At 63.7% G+C, this 21,856-nt stretch carries 19 protein-coding genes; 10 read left to right on the top strand and 9 right to left on the bottom strand.

The features are described from left to right. The first annotated feature begins 5 nt into the window (after positions 1-5). The 6 genes from NKH57_RS04055 (at position 6) to NKH57_RS04030 (ending at position 5,906) form a co-directional block, all read left to right on the top strand. Complete coding sequence (locus NKH57_RS04055) at positions 6-1,355, top strand: putative bifunctional diguanylate cyclase/phosphodiesterase (protein ID WP_352941926.1); 1,350 nt, start codon at positions 6-8, stop codon at positions 1,353-1,355. A 137-nt stretch (positions 1,356-1,492) separates the two neighbouring features. Continuing rightward, positions 1,493-2,260 carry an SDR family NAD(P)-dependent oxidoreductase gene (locus NKH57_RS04050; protein ID WP_352941923.1) on the top strand — a complete coding sequence of 256 codons (768 nt, stop codon included), beginning with the start codon at positions 1,493-1,495 and terminating at the stop codon, positions 2,258-2,260. Next, complete coding sequence (locus tag NKH57_RS04045; protein WP_352941921.1) at positions 2,257-3,210, top strand: 2-dehydro-3-deoxygalactonokinase; 954 nt, start codon at positions 2,257-2,259, stop codon at positions 3,208-3,210. The genes NKH57_RS04050 and NKH57_RS04045 overlap by 4 nt, the downstream gene beginning before the upstream one ends. Next, positions 3,207-3,848, top strand: a complete 642-nt coding sequence (locus NKH57_RS04040) for a 2-dehydro-3-deoxy-6-phosphogalactonate aldolase (RefSeq protein ID WP_352941918.1) — start codon at positions 3,207-3,209, stop codon at positions 3,846-3,848. Before NKH57_RS04045 ends, NKH57_RS04040 begins: the two co-directional genes overlap by 4 nt. After that, positions 3,848-4,723, top strand: coding sequence for an SMP-30/gluconolactonase/LRE family protein (locus tag NKH57_RS04035; RefSeq protein WP_352941915.1), 876 nt, complete (start codon positions 3,848-3,850; stop codon positions 4,721-4,723). Before NKH57_RS04040 ends, NKH57_RS04035 begins: the two co-directional genes overlap by 1 nt. Before the next feature lie 124 nt (positions 4,724-4,847). Beyond that, the gene (locus NKH57_RS04030) at positions 4,848-5,906 is read left to right on the top strand and encodes a D-alanine--D-alanine ligase family protein (RefSeq protein ID WP_352941913.1); all 1,059 of its coding nucleotides are present in this window, start codon (positions 4,848-4,850) and stop codon (positions 5,904-5,906) included. A 50-nt stretch (positions 5,907-5,956) separates the two neighbouring features. Here NKH57_RS04030 and NKH57_RS04025 read toward each other — a convergent pair whose 3' ends face one another. From NKH57_RS04025 to dnaK, 9 genes are all read right to left on the bottom strand, one after another. Beyond that, positions 5,957-6,367 carry a GFA family protein gene (locus tag NKH57_RS04025; protein ID WP_352941910.1) on the bottom strand — a complete coding sequence of 137 codons (411 nt, stop codon included), beginning with the start codon at positions 6,365-6,367 and terminating at the stop codon, positions 5,957-5,959. 44 nt (positions 6,368-6,411) lie between these two features. Further along, positions 6,412-6,879, bottom strand: coding sequence for an SRPBCC family protein (locus NKH57_RS04020; protein ID WP_352941907.1), 468 nt, complete (start codon positions 6,877-6,879; stop codon positions 6,412-6,414). Beyond that, complete coding sequence (locus NKH57_RS04015) at positions 6,876-7,196, bottom strand: ArsR/SmtB family transcription factor (RefSeq protein WP_352608663.1); 321 nt, start codon at positions 7,194-7,196, stop codon at positions 6,876-6,878. Before NKH57_RS04015 ends, NKH57_RS04020 begins: the two co-directional genes overlap by 4 nt. Before the next feature lie 485 nt (positions 7,197-7,681). Beyond that, the gene (locus tag NKH57_RS04010) at positions 7,682-7,969 is read right to left on the bottom strand and encodes a DUF1330 domain-containing protein (RefSeq protein WP_352608664.1); all 288 of its coding nucleotides are present in this window, start codon (positions 7,967-7,969) and stop codon (positions 7,682-7,684) included. A gap of 28 nt (positions 7,970-7,997) precedes the next feature. Then, positions 7,998-8,696 (bottom strand): orotidine-5'-phosphate decarboxylase, encoded by a 699-nt coding sequence (gene pyrF / locus NKH57_RS04005; protein ID WP_352941904.1) that lies wholly within the window; start codon positions 8,694-8,696, stop codon positions 7,998-8,000. Next, positions 8,693-9,289, bottom strand: coding sequence for an NADPH-dependent FMN reductase (locus NKH57_RS04000; protein WP_352941901.1), 597 nt, complete (start codon positions 9,287-9,289; stop codon positions 8,693-8,695). The genes pyrF and NKH57_RS04000 overlap by 4 nt, the downstream gene beginning before the upstream one ends. A 231-nt stretch (positions 9,290-9,520) precedes the next feature. Beyond that, positions 9,521-10,123 (bottom strand): phospholipid N-methyltransferase PmtA, encoded by a 603-nt coding sequence (pmtA, locus tag NKH57_RS03995; RefSeq protein WP_352608667.1) that lies wholly within the window; start codon positions 10,121-10,123, stop codon positions 9,521-9,523. Between the two features lie 170 nt (positions 10,124-10,293). Beyond that, complete coding sequence (dnaJ, locus tag NKH57_RS03990) at positions 10,294-11,424, bottom strand: molecular chaperone DnaJ (protein WP_352486114.1); 1,131 nt, start codon at positions 11,422-11,424, stop codon at positions 10,294-10,296. Positions 11,425-11,636: 212 nt separating this feature from the next. Beyond that, positions 11,637-13,553 (bottom strand): molecular chaperone DnaK, encoded by a 1,917-nt coding sequence (gene dnaK, locus NKH57_RS03985; RefSeq protein WP_352836227.1) that lies wholly within the window; start codon positions 13,551-13,553, stop codon positions 11,637-11,639. A 488-nt stretch (positions 13,554-14,041) separates the two neighbouring features. Here dnaK and NKH57_RS03980 point away from each other — a divergent pair, with 488 nt between their 5' ends. From NKH57_RS03980 to NKH57_RS03965, 4 genes are all read left to right on the top strand, one after another. Next, positions 14,042-16,000 (top strand): NHL repeat-containing protein, encoded by a 1,959-nt coding sequence (locus tag NKH57_RS03980; protein ID WP_352941895.1) that lies wholly within the window; start codon positions 14,042-14,044, stop codon positions 15,998-16,000. A 10-nt stretch (positions 16,001-16,010) separates the two neighbouring features. Further along, complete coding sequence (locus tag NKH57_RS03975; RefSeq protein WP_352941892.1) at positions 16,011-19,763, top strand: DUF7929 domain-containing protein; 3,753 nt, start codon at positions 16,011-16,013, stop codon at positions 19,761-19,763. Positions 19,764-19,983: 220 nt separating this feature from the next. Continuing rightward, a complete protein-coding gene (rpe, locus tag NKH57_RS03970; protein ID WP_352608892.1) occupies positions 19,984-20,661 on the top strand; it encodes a ribulose-phosphate 3-epimerase in 678 nt (225 codons plus the stop codon). 403 nt (positions 20,662-21,064) lie between these two features. Further along, positions 21,065-21,811 (top strand): GntR family transcriptional regulator, encoded by a 747-nt coding sequence (locus NKH57_RS03965; RefSeq protein ID WP_352608893.1) that lies wholly within the window; start codon positions 21,065-21,067, stop codon positions 21,809-21,811. The last annotated feature ends 45 nt before the right edge of the window (positions 21,812-21,856 follow it).

Genomic DNA, 21,856 nt, shown 5'->3' with positions numbered 1-21,856 from the left:
CACCGATGCAAACTTCGTTTGGCACCGGTCAGGCAAACAGGGAGAGCACGGATCTGGCGTTCACAGATCCGTTGACCGGGCTTGGCAACCATCGCCGCTTCTTCGACAAGGTCGATCGCCTGATAAGCGACCGTGCCGACGATCCCGCGCCCTTTACCGTCGGCATTCTCGATCTCGACGGCTTCAAGCCGATCAACGACCTGTTCGGCCACAAGGCCGGTGACGACATCCTGATCCAGGTCGCGATGCGGCTGCGCGCCTCGATGGACGGCTACTCCACGGTCTGCCGCATCGGCGCCGACGAATTTGCGTTTCTCTATCCGATGGTGTTCAGCGAGGAAGCGGCGGCCGAAAAGTCGCGCATGCTGATCGAGATCCTGTCGGCGCCATACGATGTCGGCGAACGCACTGCCAGGCTTTCGGCCTCGGTCGGCTGCTCGCTGTTTTCTTCGGGCGACGAAACCACCGAAATCCTCATCAACAAGGCGGAGACGGCACTCTACCACGCCAAGCGTTCCGGCCGTGGCCGCGTCGTCGTCTACACCCGCGAGATGGAAGAGGCGGCCAAGCGCGTCACCCGCATCGAACAGGCGCTGCGCCGGGCTGTCTCGGCCGGCGAGGTGGAGCCGCATTTCCAGCCCATCGTCGACCTCAACACGCGCCGCACCATCGGCTTCGAGACGCTGGCGCGGTGGACCGATCGCGATCTCGGATCGGTGCCGCCAACCGTCTTCATTCCCATCGCCGAGGAGCGCGGCATCATCGGCCCGCTGTCGCAGCTGGTGCTGCGCAAGGCGACCGAGGCGGCCCGGAGCTGGCCGAAGGACCTGTTCCTGTCGTTCAACCTGTCACCCTCGCAGCTCGTTGACCAGAACACCGGCCTGCACATATTGGCGATCCTCGATCGTACCGGCTTCGATCCGCGCCGGCTGGAGATCGAGATCACCGAGACTGGCCTGATGAACGACCCGGCCTCGGCCGCGCAGATCGTCGAAGACCTGCGCCGCGTCGGCATCCGCGTTTCGCTCGACGATTTCGGCACCGGCCAGTCGTCGCTCGGCCGCTTGCGCGAATTCCATTTCGACAAGCTCAAGATCGACCGCGCCTTCGTCTCGTCCATTCTCGACGATCGCCCGTCCGAACACATCATCCGCGCTATTCTTGCCATGTGCGAGGGGCTCGGCATGGACGTCGTCGCCGAAGGCATCGAGCAGGAAGCGCAAGCCGATCGCCTGGTCCAGTTCGGCTGCGCCGGCGGCCAGGGCTATCTGTTCGGCAAGCCGGTCGATGCCGACGCCACGCTCGGCTATCTCCGCGATTCCTTCCGCGGCGCCCTGCGCGCCAAGGCGATCTGACCGGCAATCTCCAAGAGCAATCCGGTGCGGCGCATTGTCGTTTTGTCTGACATTAGCCCAAAAATCCGACCGTTCGCCCTTGCCGGCGCGCCTTGCGTGGCTAGGATGCGCGCCGGTCACGCTCGGAGAGAAAAGATATGATGCCATCGGCGAATTTTGCCGACCTGGAAGGCGCCTCGGTGCTGATCACCGGCGGCGGCTCTGGGATTGGCGCGGCACTGACCGAGGCTTTTGTGCGCCAGGGCGCCAATGTCGCCTTCATCGACATCGCCGACGGTCCAAGCACGCTCCTTGCCGACCGTATCGAGAAAGAGTCCGGCCGGCGGCCGCTGTATCTCAAGACAGATTTGCGCGACGTCGAGGCCCTGCGGGCGTCGGCAGCCAGGGCGGCAGAGGCGCATGGCGATGTCACCGTGCTCGTCAACAATGCCGCATGGGACGAACGCCACGCCGTCGAGGACGTGACGGTCGAATTCTGGGACAACAATCAGGCCATCAATCTACGGCCGCATTTCTTCACCGCGCAAGCGGTGGCGCCGGGCATGAAGCGTGCCGGCGGCGGCTCGATCATCAACTTCACCTCGACATCCTATCTGATCAACCACCCCGACATGCCGTCCTACACGGCCGCGAAGGCCGGCATCCTGGGTCTGACCAAGGGGCTGGCCGGCAAGCTCGGCGTCGACGGCATCCGCGTCAACGCCATTGCGCCCGGCTGGGTGATCACAGAGCGGCAGAAGGAGCTCTGGGTGACCGAACAGGCGCTTGCCGCCCATGTCGCCAAGCAGTGTATCAAGCAAGTGATGCAGCCGGACGACATCGTCGGCACGGTGCTGTTCCTAGCCTCGGACGCGTCGCGCATGCTGACCGCGCAGATGCTGATCGTCGATGGAGGTTTCCTGTGAGCCCAGCCAGCAACGCACCGGCGGTAGCCGCCGTCGACTGGGGCACGACCCGCATGCGGGCCTGGCTGATCGACGGGCAAGGCAAGGTACTTGCCGAACGCCGCGGCGACGATGGCCTGATCACCGCCCAGCAAAAGGGCTTTTCGACCATCCTTGAAGGGCATCTGGCGGCTTTGGCGGCGCCGGCGGCGCTGCCCGTGATCATCTGCGGCATGGCCGGCTCCCGCCAAGGTTGGATCGAAGCGCCCTATGTCACCGTGCCGGCGCCGCTCAGTGCCATTCTCGGCGGCGCTGCCAAGGTGCCCGGCCATAGCCGCGACATCCGCATCGTTCCGGGTCTTGCCCAGCGTCTGGCCGATGCGCCAGACGTCATGCGCGGCGAGGAAACGCAGCTTGCCGGTGCCGGCCTGCCGGCCAAGGGGCGCCAGCTGGTCTGCATGCCCGGCACCCATTCAAAATGGGTGCTGGTCGAGGACGGCGCTGTCACCGGTTTCGGCACCTGGCCGACCGGCGAACTGTTTTCCGTGCTTGCCGCGCACTCGATCCTGCGCCATTCACTCGGCGAACATCCCAAGCCCGTCACGGCAGACAATCCGTTCTTCCGCCGCTGGTGCGAAACCGCATTGGCCGAAGGCGGCGATGTCACCTCGCGGCTGTTTTCCATTCGCGCCGCCGGCCTGCTTCAGGACCTGAAAGCCGACGATGCCGCAGCCTGCCTGTCCGGGCTGTTGATCGGTGGCGAAATCGCCTCGGCCAGCCGTCGTCACGGCGCCGGCGCGGAGTCCGTCGTGCTGGTGGCATCCGGCGCGCTTGCCGCGCTTTACAGTGAGGCGCTCGGCCTCGCCGGGCTTGCAGTCCGGGTCGTCGATGCCGACGAAGCGGTGCGTACCGGTCTCGTCGAGGCGGCGCGCGAAAACGGCATGATCGCCAGAATTGGAGCAGCCTCATGAGCCAGACCGCACCTTTTCCCAAGCTCAAGCGCGGCTTGGTCGCCATCCTGCGTGGGCTGAAACCGACTGAGGCGATCGCCATCGGCCAGGCATTGTTCGACGCCGGCATCGAGGCGATCGAAGTACCGCTCAATTCACCGGAGCCGTTTTCCTCGATCGCCGGGATCGTCGAAGCGCTTCCGAAAACGGCCCTGGTCGGCGCCGGCACGGTGCTGACGCCAGCCGATGTCGACAGCTTGCACAAGGCTGGTGGGAGGCTGCTAGTCAGCCCCAACATCGATGCCGAGGTGATGGCGCGCGCCATGCACTACGGCATGGTCACCATGCCCGGCGTGTTCACGCCGACCGAAGCCTTCCAGGCGATCCGGCTCGGTGCCTCGGCGCTGAAGTTCTTCCCGGCGAGCGTGCTGGGTGCTGCCGGTATTTCCGCGATGCGCGCGGTGTTGCCGGCGCAAACGGTAGTCGGCGCCGTCGGTGGCGTCTCTGAAAAAGATTTTGCCGGCTACAAGGCGTCGGGCGTGACGGCCTTCGGGTTGGGTTCCAGCCTGTTCAAGCCGGGCATGAGCGTCGACGACGTGGCCGCGCGGGCTCAGGCGGCGGTGACGGCCTGGGATGCAGCATTCGGCGGAGACGTGTGATGGGCGAGGTTTCGGTTTTCTCCGATCATATCTGCCAGCTCGGCGAAGGGCCGAGCTACGATCCCGCCACCGATGCGCTGTTCTGGTTCGACATCGTCAACGGCATTTTGCTGGAGCAAGGCGTCGCCTCCGGCGCGCTCAAGATCCACGAGCTTGGCCAGATGGCGAGCGCCATCGCCGTCATTGATGACAAGCGCCAGCTGATCGCCACCGAGACCGGCCTTTTTGTTCGCGACGTGGGGACAGGCGCGCTGACGCTGCACACAGCTGTCGAGGCCAACAATCCACTCACGCGCTCCAACGATTCGCGCGTCCATCCCTGCGGCGCCTTCTGGGTCGGCACGATGGCCAAGGACGAGAGCAAGGGCGCTGGCTCGATCTACTGGTTTTTCAAGGGTGAGCTGCGCAAGCTGTTTTCCGACATCACCGTCTCCAATTCGATCTGCTTTTCGGAAGATGGCGCGCTCGCCTACTACACCGACACTTCGACCGGCCTGCTGATGCGCGTCGCCTGCGACCCGACCACCGGCCTGCCCATCGGCGAACCGAAAATCTTCGTCGATCACCGCTCGTCCAAGGGTTTTGTCGACGGCTCGGTGGTCGACCGCGACGGCGTGCTTTGGAACGCCGTCTGGGGCGGCAAGGTGGTCAAGGCCTATTCGCCTGAAGGCGCGCTGCTGCGCGAAATCCCGATGCCGGTGACGCAGCCATCCTGCCCGGCCTTCGTCGGCAAGAACGCCGACCGGCTGGCGGTGACTTCCGCCTGGAAGGGTAAGGACGATAAGCAGCGCCAGCTCGATCCGCAGGCAGGCATGACCTTCCTGCTCGACATCCCCGTCAACGGCCGCTTCGAGCCGCGCGTGGTGATCGCCTGAACTGGCATTCTGCTGTCGGCCCGTGTGCTGTCGTGCAGGCGCCCGCGCCGTGTCGGTTTCGCGAGAGCCGATTGCCTTCACCGTGCGATGGTAGGCGATCGCACCGCCGGGAAGCGTTGATCTCATGCCGAGCCGCAAGCCAAGACTGATCCTCGTCCATGAGCCGGAAAAGGCCTGCTTCGATCGTCTGGTCGCCGACGGTCACGCACCGGAGCGTGCCACCGAAATCGCGTCCTATCTGGCGCAGTCGACCGATCTCGCCCCTGAATTCGAAGCACTCGGCCGCGCCTGCCAGGCACGCGGCCTGTCGTTCACGCCGGTGGCGCTTGACGAGGCCGCAGGCGTGCTCGCCGGCGAGGATCCCGGCACGACGCTGGTCTGGACGCTGACCGACGGCATCGCCTATTTCCGGGGCGGCGCCGCACCCGCTTTGGCGAGACTGGGCGGGTTCAAGACGATCGGCGCCGACGATGCGCTGTTCGCACTTTGCCAGGACAAGTTCCGCTCCGGCGCCGTGCTTGGCGCGGTCGGCCTGCCGGTGCCGCAGGCCGGGCTTGCACGGAACGGCAAATGGCTGGTCAATCCACCGGTGTCTGCCGCCGGCTGGTTCGTCAAGCCCAACCGACTTGGCGCCAAGATCGGTATCTGGCCGGATTCGCGTGTGGCGGACCTCGGCCATGCGCTGAAGCTTAGCCGGCGTGTGTTCGCCGCCTACCGCGATGATGTCGTGGTCCAGCCCTATGTCGCCGGCCGCAATGTGCGCGCCAGTTTCCTCGGCCTGGTGCCGGGCGCCGGGGTCGAAGCCCTTGGCGTCGCCTTTGTCGATTCGGGCGCCGATTTCCAGACGATGGCCGACAGCCTGGCGCTTTACGGCGACACCGGAGAGGCGGCGAAAGCGGCGGGACATTATGCCGAACCGGAACTCGTTGCGGTTGCCGACACCCAGCCGGTCGCCGACGCCAGGATTCGCGCGATCGCCGATCGGCTGATGAGCGGGCTCGGCCTGCGCGACGTGTTTTCCATCGATCTCAGGGTCGAGGCCGACGACACCGTCCACCTCATCGAGTTCGAGGTCTGCCCCGGCCTGCCTTGCTTCGATTTCCGCGCCTATTGCCGCCAGCAATGGGACCTCGAGCTCGTCGCCGCCATGGCCGAAACCGCGGCAAACCGGCTGATCGCCTAGTTCGGGTCGAATCTTGGAATTCGGTCGTTCGGACACTTGGCCTGAACTTCCTACGGCATTCGCTCGAACGCCTGCAAAGACGGATCCATCCTGTCCCAGTCATGGCCGCGGATCGTGTAGGTGACCACCTGCGGTTCGAAAACACTGGGGTCGTCGAGGCTGGTGGCGTTGATCGCTATCAACTCCGGCATGGCGACGAATGTCAGGTAGACCGGCGTCCCGCAGGTTGGGCAGAAGGCGTGGATCTTTTCATTGCCGCTGGCGGTCGCTACCCGCCAGGTGCTCGCTTCGCCGGTGATTGCCATATCGGCGCGCCGGCCGAAGGTCAGATAGGAGCCGTGGCCGGTGCCGCTGCGCTTCTGGCAATCGATGCACTGGCAGTGATTCTGGAAGATCGGCTCGCCGCTGGTTTCATAGCGGATCGCGCCGCATGCACAGCCGCCGGTATAGCGCTTGGCCATTGTCTTTCTCCACTGGCTTTGGTTCTGCGCAATATCGAACGGCATCAGGCCGATTTCGGCTTGGCGGAAATGTCGATGCCGCTGCCGGTTTCGAGGAAGGATTTCAGGCTGGACAGCACGGCCGGCCACCCCTGGCTGATGCCTTTCGCCATGCCGCTGCCGGCTTCGAGTTCGTCATGGGTGACGGTCAGCCGCACCATGGTGTCGTATTCCTCGATGCCGAACGTTACCCGGCTGTACTTCGACGGATCGTCGGCCTGCGAAGCGTTCGCCCAGGTGATGACGAGACGGGTCGGCGGCGAGATTTCGACGACCTTGCCGACAAGTTCGAGGGTCCGTTCGTCATTGGCGCGGATATGTTCCCATTTCGAACCCGCCTTCCAGTCGGAGACGTTCTCGTGGCCCCAGTAGCGCCTTGCGATCTCGGGCTTGATTATGGCCTCGAACACCTTCTGCGGTGTCGAACGGATGTAGGTCACATAGACAAAGCTGGTCGTCTCTTTGGTGGTCATTGGTCGTCTCCTTCGAGTTCTTGCTTCAGGTCGTGCAGCAGGCTGAGCCGCTGCCGTTCGAATTTCCGCACCCAGCGCTCGTAGACTTCGTGCAGCGGCACGGGGTTGATGAAATGCAGCTTCTCGCGGCCACGCTTTACCGTGCTCACCAGATTGGCCGCCTCCAGCAGGTCGAGGTGCTGGGTGGCGGATTGCCTGGCCATGTCCAGGTGTTCGCAAAGCTGACCGAGCGTCTGCCCGTTCTGCTCACACAGAAGGTCAAGCAGCCTCCTGCGTGTCGGGTCGCCCAGCGCTTTGAAAACCTTGTCGGCGTCCATCGTCCTCACTCTGTTGTGAGGGACAATATGCAGGTAAATACCTGCATGTCAACCGGCAATTATCCGGCCTCGCAAGATTGGATGCGGCTATTCGGACTCAGACGTTGATTGCGCGATGGACCGCACCGGCCATGTACCTGATGTCGGAGCCCTGCTTAGCGGCGCCAAACTGCGGACGTGAACCCGCAGGATTTCGTCTGAAGGCCTGCTATTAGCGCTGCAGCCGGGATTTGACAGGATGCCTATCGACGGCCGAGATTTCATCGTTCGTTGGTGGACCATCATAAGCATTCGAGATTGGCCGAAGCCTCCCAACTCTACATCGCTGCAACGCTTTGAAGTCGCGGCATGGATGCTTGGGTCTGCGCTGCGTCGCTACGCTCCTTGCTTCGCCCGTGGATGACGAAGGCGCTGGGCGTTTGCGCCATTCGCCATGGTATGCAGTCCGTCACGCCCGCGATTCGTCAAAACTGCTCCAGGCGGATTTAGGCGCCCTCGACCAGCACGATTTCGCCGTCGGCGACCTTTTGGCGGATGGCGACGGCGCGCTGGTATTCCGGCGAGTGGTAGCAATCATGTGCGGCGGCGAGCGATTCGAACTCGATGATGACATTGCGCGCGCGGCCCGGCCCTTCGGCCTTTTCGTGCTGGCCGCCGCGCGCCAGGAATTTCGCGCCGAAGCGCTCGAAGGCAGGCTTGGCGGCGGCGACATAGTCCTTGTAACCTTCGGCGTCGCGCACATCGACGCGGGCGATCCAATATCCCTTGGGCATTTGTTGTCTCCGAAGTCGTTCTTTTGGATTATGCCGAGCGCATTTCGTCAAGGATAGCTTCGGCCGCTGCGCGCCGGTCGCTTGCCGCGACGATAGGCCGGCCGACGACGAGGTGGCTGGCGCCGTTGCGGATTGCCTGTCCCGGTGTCACCACGCGCTTCTGGTCGCCATGGTCGCTGCCCGCCGGCCGGATGCCGGGCGTCACCACCGCCATGTCGGGCCCGACGATGCGGCGCACCGCTTCGGCTTCCGCCGCCGAGCAGACGATGCCGCCCATGCCGGCATGCAGCGCCTGTTCCGAGCGCCGCAGCACCAGTGTGTGCGGGTCATATTCGTAGCCCGCGTCGATCATGTCCTGCTCGTCCATCGAGGTCAGCACGCTGACGGCAAGCAGGCAAAGGTCGCTGTCGCGCGCTGCTTCCACCGCCGCCGCCATCGCCTTGGGATAGGCATGGATGGTCAGCATGGTCATGCCCATCTTGACGATGTTCTCGACGCCCTTGGCCACAGTGTGGTCGATGTCGAGCAGCTTCATGTCGAGGAAGACCCTGGTTCCGCCGCTGGCCAGCTCCCTGGCGAAGTCGAACCCGCCGGCGAAGGCTAGCTGATAGCCGATCTTGTAGAAAGAGACGACACCGTCGAGCTCGCGCACCGCCTGCTCGGCTTCCTTCACGGTCGGAACATCGAGGCCGACGATCAGCCGGTCCTGCATCGTCGTGGCGATCATGCCTCGATCCGGGTGGACAGCATGCGCGAGGTTTCGATCAGCGTGCGGCATAGAAGCTCCATCGATTTATGCAGTCTTTCGTCACGGAAATGGCCATCCTCGTCGAAGGCGCTGCCGCCCTCGGGCACCGAGCATTCCGGCGTCACCACCTGCATCTGGCAACGCACCAGCACGGCGCGCAGATGGTTGATGCAGCGGATGCCGGCAAAGTGTCCTTTGGAGGACGAGCAGAGGCCGGCGACCTTGCCGGCCAGCGGCCTCACCGGCCGGCCACCGTCCCTGCGCACCCTGCTCACCCAGTCGATCGTGTTCTTGAGCAACGGCGGGATGGAGCCGTTATATTCGGGCGCGGCGATCAGCAGACCGTCATGGGCAAGGATGAGACGGCCGAGTTTCCCAGCGTTTTCGGGAACGCCCTTTTCCTTTTCCAGATCCTCGTCGAGGATCGGCAGGGGATAATCGGCAAGCGAGATGCGGGTCACCTCGGCGCCCTGCATGGCGAGTTCCTTCTGCGCCACGTCGGCTGTCCTGCCGCTATAGGCGCCGCTGCGCACCGAGCCGGCGAAGACGAGGATTTTCGGGATCACTGCCATTGGCCACCCTTGTTCCCGGACAGGTACAGCCAAGGACGGCTCAAATCAACGCATCGGAGCCACAAAACGGTCGGGATTAGCAGAAGCCTCCGAACTTCGCCATCCTCGGGTCTGAGCGGCGTCGCTGTGGTCCTTGCTCCGCCCGTGGATGACGAAGTGAGAGATGTTACCGCCAATCGCCAAGGTGGGCAGCCAGTGCCAGGAACCGCGAACGATTGTGCGTCGAGGAACCTAATGCGCTCCGCGCCGGTAGATCCACAGCTGCGTCGGCGGGATGTTGCGGATGACGAAATGGAAATGTTCGACGCTGTAGTCGCCGCGGCCGGGCGGGATCGGCGACATCGGGCCATAGGTCAGCTGCACGATCGGCCGTCCGGCCGGGATGCGGTCGAGCAGGCTCTCGATATAGGCGATGCGCTGGGCGACCGGAAAGTTGAGCAGCGGCACGCCGGAAACGACGGAATCAAAGATCATTCCGCTTTTCTCGCCAAGCGTCGCGTTGAGGTTGAAGGCATCGCCCTCGATGACGTTAACGCCGGGATAGAGCCGCCGCAAATGGCGCACGAAATCGGTGGAATATTCGACCGCGTAGAGATTTTCGGGCCGCACGCCCTGGGCCAGGATAGCCCGGGTGATGACGCCGGTGCCGGGACCGACTTCCAGCACCGGCAGGCCGGATTTCGGATTGACGATCGATGCCATCTTGCGGGCGGTGATCGAACTGGTCGGCACGATTGAGCCGACCGTCTTCGGCTTATCGATCCAGCCCTTGAAGAATTTGAGCTCGTCGTCGAACTTTTCGGCAAGCGCCTTGCGCAGTCCGGGACGTGTCATGCAAGCTCTCCTCAGCGCTCCCCTTCAAGGTACTTAACACTTGAGCGGCGCAAGGCAAGGCGCGGTCAGGCGCATGTCGTGGATAAGATAATTTTCGTCGCGTCTCAAAACAACGCGCGGGTCACGGATTTTCGCGGCCCAAACCGGCTTCCGCCGCTGGGCGATTTGCATCAATGCTCGCCAAAGGATTCGAAGAAATCCTTCATACGGGCGAAAAAGCCGCTCGATTGGGGCGAATTGTCCTGCGAGGAGAGCTGCTCGAACTCCTCCAGCAGCTCGCGCTGGCGGCGGGTCAGGTTCTGCGGCGTCTCGACCGCGGTCTGGATGTAGAGGTCGCCGACATTGGGCTGGCGCAGCACCGGCATGCCCTTGCCCTTGAGGCGGAACTGGCGTCCGTTCTGGGTGCCTTCCGGCACCTTCACCTTGGTCTGCGTGCCATCCAGCGTCGTCACCTCGAACGAACCGCCAAGGGCGGCCGTCGTCATCGAGATCGGCACCTTGCAATAAAGATCGGCGCCGTCGCGCTGGAAGAACTCGTGCGGCTTGACCGCCAGGAAGATATAGAGGTCGCCCGACGGCCCGCCGCGCAGGCCTGCCTCGCCTTCATTGGCAAGCCGGATGCGGGTGCCGTCCTCGATGCCGGCCGGGATGTTGACCGATAGCGAACGCTCCTCGGTGACCCGGCCCTGCCCGGCGCATTTCGGGCATGGGTCCTTGATCGTCTGGCCGCGCCCCTGGCATTGCGGGCAGGTGCGCTCGATCGAAAAGAAGCCTTGCGTGGCGCGCACCTTGCCGTGGCCGTTGCACATCGAGCAGGTGACGGGCTGGGTGCCGGGCTTGGCGCCGCTGCCAGAGCATTCCGAGCAGGAGATCGAAGCCGGCACGCGGATCTGGGCGGTCTTGCCGGCGAAAGCCTCTTCCAGCGAGATTTCCATGTTGTAGCGCAGGTCGGCGCCGCGCTCGCGCCCGCCCGACGAGCGACGCTGGCGCCCGCCCATCATGTCGCCGAAAATATCCTCGAAAATGTCGGCGAAGCCGCCGGCGCCGAAGCCTTGCGCGCCGCCATTCATGCCGCCCTGCTCGAAGGCCGCATGGCCGAAGCGGTCATAGGCCGCCCGCTTCTGCGGGTCCTTCAGCGTCTCGTAGGCTTCGTTGATTTCCTTGAACTTGTGCTCGCAGGAATGATCGCCGGGGTTGCGGTCGGGATGGAACTGCATGGCGAGCTTGCGGAAAGCGCTCTTGAGCTCCTTCTCGTCGGCGCCTTTCTGGACGCCCAGCGTTTCGTAGAAATCAGCTTTCATTTTTTCCCGCTGTCCGGATGCTCAACGTCTTCAAGCATTGTTGCGTCTCTTGCCGGCACTGACGCTTCGATTTAGGTGCGATGGAACCGCGATGCCAGTGTCGACGCGGGTTTGGCCGCTTTTTTTCGGCGGGACCCGCTGTTTTTGTGCAAAGGTTGCAAAAAAGCCCGGCTTTGCGCCGGGCTTTTCGCTCTATTTTGCCGTCAAACGGCTCAGGCGGACTTCTTCTTGTCGTCGTCCTCGTCGATTTCCTCGAAATCGGCATCGACCACGTCACTGTCCTTGGCGGCGTCCGCCTTGGCGTCGGCTTCCGCCGCTTCCTTCTGCGACGCCTCGTACATGGCCTGGCCAAGCTTCATCGAAGCCTCGGCAAGCGCCTGCGACTTGGCTTCGATATCGGCCGCGTCGTCGCCCTCCGTGGCGGTCTTCAGCGCCGCGATGGCGTCGGAGATCGCCGTGCGGTCGGCTTCCGAGACCTTGTCGCCATATTCCTTCAGCGACTTCTCGGACGAATGCAGCAGCGCTTCGGCCTGGTTGCGGGCTTCGACCAGAGCACGCCGCTTCTTGTCGGTCTCGGCGTTGGCCTCGGCGTCCTTGACCATCTTCTCGATGTCTGCGTCCGAAAGACCACCCGATGCCTGGATGCGGATCTGGTGCTCCTTGCCGGTGCCCTTGTCCTTGGCCGAGACGTTGACGATGCCGTTGGCGTCGATGTCGAAAGTGACCTCGATCTGCGGCACGCCGCGCGGCGCCGGCGGGATGCCGACCAGGTCGAACTGGCCGAGCGCCTTGTTGTCGGCGGCCATTTCGCGCTCACCCTGGAAGACGCGGATGGTCACGGCCGATTGACTGTCCTCGGCCGTCGAGAACACCTGGCTCTTCTTGGTCGGGATCGTCGTGTTGCGCTCGATCAGACGGGTGAACACGCCACCCAGCGTCTCGATGCCGAGCGACAGCGGCGTCACGTCAAGCAAAAGCACGTCCTTGACGTCGCCCTGCAGCACGCCTGCCTGGATGGCGGCGCCCAGAGCGACGACCTCATCCGGGTTGACGCCCTTGTGCGGCTCCTTGCCGAAGAACTGCTTCACGATCTCCTGGATCTTGGGCATGCGGGTCATGCCGCCGACCAGAACGACCTCGTCGATCTCGCCGGCCTTCAGACCGGCATCCTTGAGCGCTGCCTTGCACGGGGCAATCGTGCGCTGGACCAGGTCATCGACCAGCTGCTCGAACTTGGCGCGCGTCAGCTTCAGCGTCAGGTGCTTCGGCCCGGTCGCGTCGGCGGTGATGAAGGGCAGGTTGATTTCGGTCTGCGTTGTCGACGACAGCTCGATCTTGGCCTTTTCAGCCGCCTCCTTGAGGCGCTGCAGGGCGAGCTTGTCGTTTTTCAGGTCGATGCCCTGTTCCTTCTTGAACTCAGTCGCCAGGTACTCGACCAGGCGCATGTCGAAATCCTCGCCGCCCAGGAAGGTGTCGCCATTGGTCGACTTGACCTCGAACACGCCGTCACCGATTTCGAGCACCGAAATGTCGAACGTGCCGCCGCCAAGGTCATAGACGGCAATGGTCTTGCCTTCCTTCTTGTCGAGGCCATAGGCAAGTGCCGCAGCCGTCGGCTCATTGATGATGCGCAGCACTTCGAGGCCGGCGATCTTGCCGGCGTCCTTGGTTGCCTGGCGCTGGGCGTCGTTGAAATAGGCTGGAACGGTGATGACCGCCTTCTCGACCTTCTCGCCGAGATAGGCTTCCGCCGTTTCCTTCATCTTCTGCAGGATCATGGCCGAAATCTGCGAGGGCGACTGCTTCTTGCCGCCGGCCTCGACCCAGGCATCGCCATTGTCGCCCTTGATGATCTTGTAAGGGACAAGCTTCTTGTCCTTTTCCGTCACCGGATCGTCATAGCGGCGACCGATCAGGCGCTTGACCGCGAAGATGGTGTTTTCAGGATTGGTGACCGCCTGGCGCTTGGCCGGCTGGCCGACGAGACGTTCGTCGTCGCCGCTGATGGCGACGATGGAAGGCGTCGTGCGCGCCCCTTCCGCATTCTCGATTACCTTAGGCTCTTTGCCATCCATGATGGCGATACAGGAATTGGTGGTGCCAAGATCGATACCGATTACTTTTGCCATTTTTCTAGTCTCTCCGCTAAGCAGGCTCTCAGGACCCGTACAGGCATTCCGACGAAAGCCCCTGTTCACAAGAAATTCCGTTCCGGCAACCGGCATTCCGGCACCGAACGGCTTGGCGCGTATATAAGAACAGGCTGCAGCGCGCGCAAGCATTCTGCGCAACGCTTCCATGAACCTTTCCACTTCCGCCTGCGACTGATCTCCAGGTGCCGCATGGTGCGGCCCGGAAAGGAAGCCCCATGACCAATAACCCAGAGGCACCACGGTCTCCGGGAACAACAGGAACTCGGCGCGACCACCGCCTTCGGGATGGGGTCGATGCGCTGGGTTCTCCGCTGGTTCCGTTGACCCTGCGTAAGAGCAGGCGTATCGTGACAATGAGGAAAGCAGACAATTCGATCAGGGAAAAACGAGCCGGACCGCCGCGCCTTGCCCTGATTTGCGCGGCCCAACCGGACATTTCTCCCGTCGACTACGGGGGGAATGTCATGTCTCGCATCCGCGGCTCGCTCGTGTCGTCTCTCGATGGACATTTGCGCAGTATCGCGCACGCAAGCGGCGGATTGCTGACGCTGGCGCTCAGCGCCGGTCTGTGGCTGGGCGCCGCCCAGGCGCAGGAAACCCAGATCATCTATCCCGGTTACATGGCAGTGACCGGATTTTCCGGCACCATCATTCCCAATCTCGACGAGGGCCTGCCTCCCGGCGTCGATCCGGTCGACGAAACCTTCATCGACGCCACGCGCGCCACCTTGCGCGTGTTCGACGTCTCGCATCTGGGCGGGCCAGCCGCCGGCCAGCTCGTCAACACGCCGCCGCCTTTCGAGGTGACGGCAGGGCAGATCGGCCAGGTGTTCGGCGTCACCTATGACGACGGCGTGCGCGACGGCGTTCCATCAGGCATTCCAAACCTCTATGCCGCCGCCACCTCGCTGCACGGCATCCGCATCGTCACGCCCGACACCGACGATGATGGCAGGCCGGAGCGGCAGCGCCGCGGCGCGGCCGGCGCCACCTTCATGGATGGCCAGTTCGGCACCGAAAACGGCGGCGGACCGGGCACCATCTGGAAGATCGACGGCATCACCGGCCAGGTCTCCAAGTTTGCCGACATCGACACCAACAGCGGTCCCGGCATCGGCAATCTTACCTTCGATCCCAGCCACCGCCAGTTCTTCGCTTCCGATCTCGATACTGGACTGATCCATCGCATCGATGCCGCCGGCACGCTGATCGACAGCTTTGACCATGGCGTCGCCGGGCGTCCGGCGCATGGGCTGGCTCCGGTCGCCGACGATGGCTCGGTGATGGACATACAGGGCGCGGCCTTCGACAGCGAAGATCCCGACAGCTGGGGCTACACGCAGGACGAGCGCCGCATCTGGGCCGTTTCCTATCATGGCGGCCGGCTCTACTATTCGGTCGGCGAAAAGTCGGAAATCTGGTCGGTGGGCATTGCCCGCGACGGCACTTTTGCCGGCGATCCGCGCTGGGAACTGACGGTCAAGGCCGACAAGGACTACGCCGTCACCGACATCGCCTTCGACAACAGCGGCTTCATGTACCTGGCCCAGCGCGGCCCGGTCGAGAACCGCTACGACTACAGCCAGTTCGCCGATTCCGGCAAGGGTGAGGTCATCCGCTACTTCAGAGAGAACCCGGATGATCCGGAAACGGAATCGGTCTGGGTCGAAACGCCGCAGGAATACGCGGTCGGTTTCCCGCAGGGTTTCAGGCAGTCGGCCGGCGGTCTCGACCTGCAATATGGCTATGACGCCGACGGCAATCTCGACACTTCGGTCTGCACGCAGACGCTGGTCAACACCGGCGACAAATTGCGCGACAATCCGACTCTCGCCGAGCAGCTCGCCGCCGGCGGGCCGTTCGCCGTGCATGGCGTGCAGATCACGCCCAAGGAGCTGGTCAAGCCGGCCAACGTGCCGCCCTTCGGCTCCTGGTTCGTCGACTTCGACAGCTATTTCGATGACCCGGAGGTCGAGGGCCATGTCGGCGACGTCGCCGTTTGGCATCCCTGCGAAGGCCGTGCCGGCTATTATGAGGAAATCCCGGGCGGTTATCTGCCGCCCTTCTATCCGCCGGACTTCCCACCGCCCGGCAATCTGCCTCCATGTCTCGATGTCGACGACGTCCAGTACTACTGCACGCCCTCCGGTCTCGAGGCCGATCTCTATCTCCATGATCATGCCGGCTTCGGCGGCGATTCGATCAAGGCCCAGTCCAGGACGCCAGGGGTCGGGGTAACCACCCGGCAGTCGCATGCGCCCGGCAAGCCCTACACGATCGACATCACCGGCCACTATCCGGGCGACACAGTCGATGTCGGGCTCTGCTTCTACAGGAAGTCCGATAAGGACAAGGGTGGCTACTACCCTTGCTGCAAGATGACTTTGCCGCTCAGAACCCCAGCCGTCAGCTGCGAACGTTAAGGAGGGGAAGATGAAAAATCTCGCACTCTCCCCGTTCGCCCAGAGCAGCCAATTAACCGGCACTCAAACAACCGTCATGGAGACGATCATGAAACCCCTGTCATACGCCAGGCGCGGCGCGCACTGGCTGATGGCGGCCGGTATCGCGGTCGCCATGCTGACCCCGGTGCAAGGCTTTGCGGAAGACGCCGCCCCGATCACCCCGGAGCTGAAGCTCGATCTCGACAGTTCGCGCGTCATCAATCCGAGGCCCGACCGGGTCGTACCCTTCTTCACCAAGAAAGGCACTCAACGAGGCTGCGACTATGTCGTCTATTCGCTGAGCTTCGGCCTGCGCGGTGATCCGCAGGGCCTTGCCGACCCGAGCCTGGAAGCCAGGCTGAAGAAGGTCCGGGTCGATTTCAAGGACCAGCTTCCGCACGGCCTTGAGATCGTCAACGTCGATGTGTCCGGCGACGGCACGGATTCGTCCGGCGGACCGCTGCCGGGGGCGACGATCAGCACGTCGGCAAATCCGAACGATACGGCTGTTGTTTCCGATTTCCGTATCTCCACTTCCGATCTCGACGGCATCGGGGCTCCCAATGAGCGCATCATCAACTTCAAGATCACGGCCAAGATCAATCATGCGGCATTTCCCGCGCCGACGATCGTCGACAACCAGGGCATGATCAAGTTGACCGCCGGACCAGGCACCGGGACCATTATCCCGTCGCAGGATCCGGGCAAGCCCGACGACGGCGACTTCAAGACCGGCGAAAAGACCTCGATCAAGATCGATGTCAGCAAGTGCAATCCGCCACCACCGCCTCCCGGCAAGGAGTGCTTCAAGGTGGAGCGCGGCACGGTCGACTGCGTGCCCGGCGGCGGCGCCTTCATCTACCACATGCCGGTCGGCCCGGAGATGGGCGGCAAATGGGTGCAGGTGTCGACGACCACGCCCGGCATCACCATCATCCCCGACACGCAGCCGGTGCCGGCGGGCGGCGGTGTGCTCAACTGGAAGATCGTCGGCGCATCGCCCGGTGACGTCATCCACCTCGTCGTCACCGGCATCGAAACCTATGCCGGTCCGAAGGAAGGCTGGGGCCTGTGCTGCACGCAGACGATCGACATCGTCATCCCGCGTGACCAGAGATGCCCGCCCAAGGACAAGGAACCGGATCTCAAGGTCGAGAAACGCGCCGACGTGTCGCGTTGCACGATGGGCGGCGGCTGCGACTTCACCATCAGGGTCACCAATGTCGGCACCGGTGCCTACCACGGCAAGATCGTGCTCGACGAAGTGACGCTGCCGGCCGGCTCGACGCTCGATTCAGGCCCCAATCCGCCCTGGGTCTGCGTGCCCGGCACCACCCCGATGACGTGCACCTATCCGGTGACCACGCTCAATCCGGGAGCCTCGGTCGACCTCAAGCTCGGCTTCAAGCCGGCCGGGGGCTGGCAAGGCGGCGCCTTGCGCAACTGCGCCACCTATAATTATGGGGCCAGCGGCAAGCCGCTTTTCGGCAGCCAGTCGAACGATCGCGGCTGTGCCTCGATCCCGATCTGCCGGCGTGGCGATCGTGACCGCGACTGCCGGCCGCCGGTCGAAAAGAAGGTCGACCTGATCCTGAAGAAGCGCGCCCGCATCCCGGTCTGCACGGCCGACGGCATCTGCTACTTCGTGATCGACATCATCAACAACGGCACATCGACCTATAACGGGCCGCTGACGGTGATCGACAGCTATCCGGCCGGTGCACCGTCCTCCTCGACCTTCGGCCCGAGCCCACCCTGGACATGCGGACCAAATGGCCCCGGCCAGTTCCGCTGTGACAATGCGGGGATCTCGCTGCCTCCGGGCGCCTCGACACCGATTGTCGTCAAGGCGGTCATGCCCGCCGGCTACCAGTCGGACACGGTCGAGAACTGCGCGGTGGTGAAGGCCATCCCCGGTGAGGTCGACCTCACCAACAACAAGGCTTGCGCCAAGGAACGCTTCGGTCATCCCAATGGCGGCAAGCCGGCCCTGCGCATCACCAAGGTGTGCAACGGCTCGCTCGCCGGTGCCGCGGTCGTCTCTTGCCGCATCACTGTCATCAGCGTTGGCACCGCTGCCCCCACCGGCCCGGTGCGGGTCAACGATGCCGCCACACTGGTGGCTGGCACCGCGCCCGTCCAGATCCAGTCCGTCACTCCTGACGGCGCGGAATGGGCGTGCGGACCGGTTCCGGCCAATGCGCTGTCGTGCCAGATCCCCGGTGCCGTGATGACACCTGGAACCAGCCGCCACTTCGACGTGACGGTTTCGGCGAACGGCGCGTTCGAGAACTGCGCGCGCGGCTCGTATGGTCCGGCGCCGGGCGACGACATCGTCTATCCGATCGGCCAGGCCTGCGCCAAGGGCGGCGGCTCTTCGACCATCCGCGTCGAAAAGACCGGCGACCGCGAATGCAAGCTCGGCCAACCCTGCTCGTTCGAGATCACCATCACGAACGACGGCACAAGCCCCTTCTCCGGGCCGGTCCGCATCGGTGATGCGATCGGCGTGGAGGGTCTCGGCAGGCTGGAAGGGGTTGAGATCACTTCGATCGATCCGCCCTTCGGCTGCTCGCCGGAACCGACAAGCTTGCCGCTGTCCTGCATTGCCAACCTGACGCTCGGCGCAGGCGAAAGCCAAATGCACCATGTCACCGTGGTCATTCCCGACGACGGCCGCCTGGCCAATCTGCAGGGCAACGTCAGCGGCCAGAACTGCGTTGGCGTCCTGTCTCCCGACACACGGGTGCAGGGCGGTGGCGACGTGCTTTCCGGCGATCAGACCAACATCCAGGGCGATCGCGGCAAAGCCTATGCCTGCCATCCCTTCTCCATCAGCCACGAGACGAAGAAGGAATGCTCGGCAGGCTTCGTCCTGAACGGCGCCGGCCGGTGCGTCTGCCCGCCCGGTACGACGTTCCGCAACGGCCAGTGTTCGCCGGGTGGCGGTATCGTGCCGAAGCCGGAGCCGAAGCGCTGCGTGCTGCTCGAAGGCCAGATCCGCACCGAGGACGGACGCTGCGTCTGTCCACGCGGAACCGGGCTTGAGAACGGCAAATGCGTCAGGACCGACAAGCCCGAGCAGTGCGTGATCCGTGGCCAGGTCCACAATGCCGATGGCGATTGCGTCTGCCCCAAGGGTACGGAAGTCAGGGACAACGCCTGCCGTCCGATCCGGCCCAAGCCCGAGCAGTGCACGATCCGTGGCCAGGTCTACAATGCCGATGGCGATTGCGTCTGCCCCAAGGGTACGGAAGTCAGGGACAACGCCTGCCGTCCGATCCGGCCAAAGCCTGAGCAGTGCACGATCCGTGGCCAGGTCCACGACGCCAACGGCGATTGCGTCTGCCCGAGGGGTACCGAAGTGCAAGGCAATGCCTGCCGGCGCAAGCAGCCTGATCTGCAGCAGTGCGACATACGCGGCCAGGTCCACAACAAGCGCGGCGAGTGTGTCTGTCCGCGTGGAACCGAAGTGATCAACGGTGCGTGCCGCAAGCCTAACCAGGAGGTGGAATGCGCACCGGGCTCGCAGATGATCGATGGCCAGTGCCAGCCGATCATCAGGCGGCACTGCCCGGACGGCACGATCGGGCGGTATCCGAACTGCCGCCCAGTCCGCGGGCAACCGTCGCTGGAGCTCAACCCGGGCCTGCTGCTGCAGCTACTGCCAAGGCGCATGCCACAGGCCGAACAGCAGCAGGATCCGGCTCCAAACAGAATGCTGAAACTCCAGCAGCAATAACCGGCTGCTCGACGCCAGACCAGAACCCGCCGGAGCAATCCGGCGGGTTTTTCGTCAATGCTCGGGGCAAGCGTAAATTGGCTGCAACGCGATCGGAGACGCCGCAACGCCACGCCAGCCCGTGCAGCGACCGCGCCTGCGCACTCGACAAGTCACCCGTGGCGCATTAGGCAGTCGATAGGGTGGCCGGACGAAAAGGGCGCTCGGAAAGGCGGCACCTGTGAGCAAAAAGACCCTGATCGCACCTTCGGTGCTGGCATCGGATTTTTCCAAACTCGGTGATGAGGTTGAAGCGGTGGTGGCGGCCGGCGCCGACTGGATTCATCTCGATGTGATGGACGGGCATTTCGTCCCCAACATCACCTTTGGCCCGCCGGTGATCAAGGCGATCCGCGACCGCACCAAGGCCTTCTTCGACTGCCATCTGATGATTGCCCCGGCCGACCCCTACCTGGCTGCTTTTGCCGAGGCAGGCTGCGACGGCTTGACGGTGCATGCCGAGGCCGGACCACATCTCGACCGCTCGCTGCAGACCATCAGGAACCTTGGCAAGAAGGCTGGTGTGTCGCTCAATCCGGCGACGCCGGAAAGCACGGTCGAATACGTGCTCGACCGGCTCGATCTGATCCTGGTCATGACCGTCAATCCGGGCTTCGGCGGCCAGGCCTTCATTCCGGCAATCGTAGACAAGGTGAAGCGGATCAAGGCGCTGATCGGCAGCCGGCCGATCCGCATCGAGATCGACGGCGGCGTCTCGGCCGAAACCGCGCCGCTGGTCACGGCCGCCGGCGCCGACATTCTGGTGGCGGGCGCCGCCATCTTCAAGGGCGGCAGTGTCGAAGCCTACCGGCAGAACATCCAGGCGATCAGGACGGCAGCCGACAACGCAGCCGGCTAATTCGCGACGTATCCGTCTCCGATCAATCCGATATGCCGGCCAAGGGCCCGGTGCCGGGCGCCGGCTTGTGAGCGATGGTGCCGCGGCATCGGATCTGGAAGCGGAGGCGGTCTGATTCGGTGTTCGCCGCCAAACAGAACAGTTGGTCCCACGCACATACAAAAGAACAGGACGAACAGATTCTCCTGCGTGCATAGAAAACATGTCAAGTTTCCGCAGGTTGTAGGGATGCGCGAAATTACAGCATCGAGCTCTGGAAAGCCGTATATTCCTTTGTGCTTAAGTACAATAGCGTGGCCTTCTGCTTGAGCGCACAACAGCAGGTACTGTATGGTACATGTACGAAAGGGGAATGCTTTCGGACTCGAATTGCCCAAAACAAAATTGGGAACAAGGAGTCGCTTTGACATACGGAGCTGCCAATCTGAACGACGACGCTGCAGGACCCAAAAGCACCCTTGCCAGCGCGGTCTACCAGCAATTGCGCGACGACCTTCTCGGAGGTGTTCTTGAAGCCGAGAGCAAGCTGCGGGTCGAGTGGGTGGTCTCCAAATATGGGGCCGGCGCCTCTCCTGTCCGCGAAGCCCTCAATCGCCTTGCTTCGGAAGGGCTTCTCGGCCGCCACGACCAGCGCGGCTTCTTCATCATGCCGGTCAGCGCGTCGGAGCTCGAAGAGCTGACGCGCACCCGCTGCTGGCTCGAGGAGCGGGCGCTTCGCGAATCCATCGCTCACAGAACCGCCGAATGGGAAGAACAGCTCGTCCTGGCGCTGCATCGCCTGGGCCGCGCGTCACGTTTTTCGCCGCAGAATCCCGTCTCGCTCGATCCGGATTGGGAGCGGCTGCACCGCATTTTCCATAGGGTGCTGATCTCGGCCTGCCGGTCGCAATGGCTGGTGGGGTTCTGCGATCAACTTTCCGATCACGCCTATCGCTATCGGCAAATGGTTCATGACGGCGAAGGTGTCCAGCGCGACCTTTTCGGCGAGCATCGCCTGATCGCCGAACATGCGCTGGATGGCAATGCCGACGGCGCGGTCGAGGCGCTGATCAACCACTACCAACTGACCGCCGCCTTGTGCATGAAACGCTTCGAGCAGGACGAAGCCGCAAAGGCGATCGCCGGCAAGGCCGGACACGCTCGGCGATAGCGGTCGTTTTCCCCGCGGGTCCTTACGCTCACCGCTGCCATCCAG

Source organism: Mesorhizobium sp. M1050, assembly GCF_040318715.1.
Classification (GTDB): domain Bacteria; phylum Pseudomonadota; class Alphaproteobacteria; order Rhizobiales; family Rhizobiaceae; genus Mesorhizobium.
This window is presented reverse-complemented; position numbering and strand designations above follow the sequence as displayed.

Excerpts from the sequence above, each read along its gene's own strand:
- pmtA (WP_352608667.1), bottom strand. The coding sequence starts at position 10,123 with ATGACACGTCCCGGACTGCGCAAGGCGCTTGCCGAAAAGTTCGACGAC.
- NKH57_RS03975 (WP_352941892.1), top strand. The coding sequence starts at position 16,011 with ATGAAAAATCTCGCACTCTCCCCGTTCGCCCAGAGCAGCCAATTAACC.
- NKH57_RS04030 (WP_352941913.1), top strand. The coding sequence starts at position 4,848 with ATGCCGAGCCGCAAGCCAAGACTGATCCTCGTCCATGAGCCGGAAAAG.
- NKH57_RS04025 (WP_352941910.1), bottom strand. The coding sequence starts at position 6,367 with ATGGCCAAGCGCTATACCGGCGGCTGTGCATGCGGCGCGATCCGCTAT.
- dnaK (WP_352836227.1), bottom strand. The coding sequence starts at position 13,553 with ATGGCAAAAGTAATCGGTATCGATCTTGGCACCACCAATTCCTGTATC.
- NKH57_RS03980 (WP_352941895.1), top strand. The coding sequence starts at position 14,042 with ATGTCTCGCATCCGCGGCTCGCTCGTGTCGTCTCTCGATGGACATTTG.
- dnaJ (WP_352486114.1), bottom strand. The coding sequence starts at position 11,424 with ATGAAAGCTGATTTCTACGAAACGCTGGGCGTCCAGAAAGGCGCCGAC.
- NKH57_RS04015 (WP_352608663.1), bottom strand. The coding sequence starts at position 7,196 with ATGGACGCCGACAAGGTTTTCAAAGCGCTGGGCGACCCGACACGCAGG.
- NKH57_RS04040 (WP_352941918.1), top strand. The coding sequence starts at position 3,207 with ATGAGCCAGACCGCACCTTTTCCCAAGCTCAAGCGCGGCTTGGTCGCC.
- NKH57_RS04000 (WP_352941901.1), bottom strand. The coding sequence starts at position 9,289 with ATGGCAGTGATCCCGAAAATCCTCGTCTTCGCCGGCTCGGTGCGCAGC.
- NKH57_RS04020 (WP_352941907.1), bottom strand. The coding sequence starts at position 6,879 with ATGACCACCAAAGAGACGACCAGCTTTGTCTATGTGACCTACATCCGT.
- NKH57_RS04035 (WP_352941915.1), top strand. The coding sequence starts at position 3,848 with ATGGGCGAGGTTTCGGTTTTCTCCGATCATATCTGCCAGCTCGGCGAA.
- NKH57_RS04050 (WP_352941923.1), top strand. The coding sequence starts at position 1,493 with ATGATGCCATCGGCGAATTTTGCCGACCTGGAAGGCGCCTCGGTGCTG.
- NKH57_RS04055 (WP_352941926.1), top strand. The coding sequence starts at position 6 with ATGCAAACTTCGTTTGGCACCGGTCAGGCAAACAGGGAGAGCACGGAT.
- NKH57_RS04010 (WP_352608664.1), bottom strand. The coding sequence starts at position 7,969 with ATGCCCAAGGGATATTGGATCGCCCGCGTCGATGTGCGCGACGCCGAA.
- pyrF (WP_352941904.1), bottom strand. The coding sequence starts at position 8,696 with ATGATCGCCACGACGATGCAGGACCGGCTGATCGTCGGCCTCGATGTT.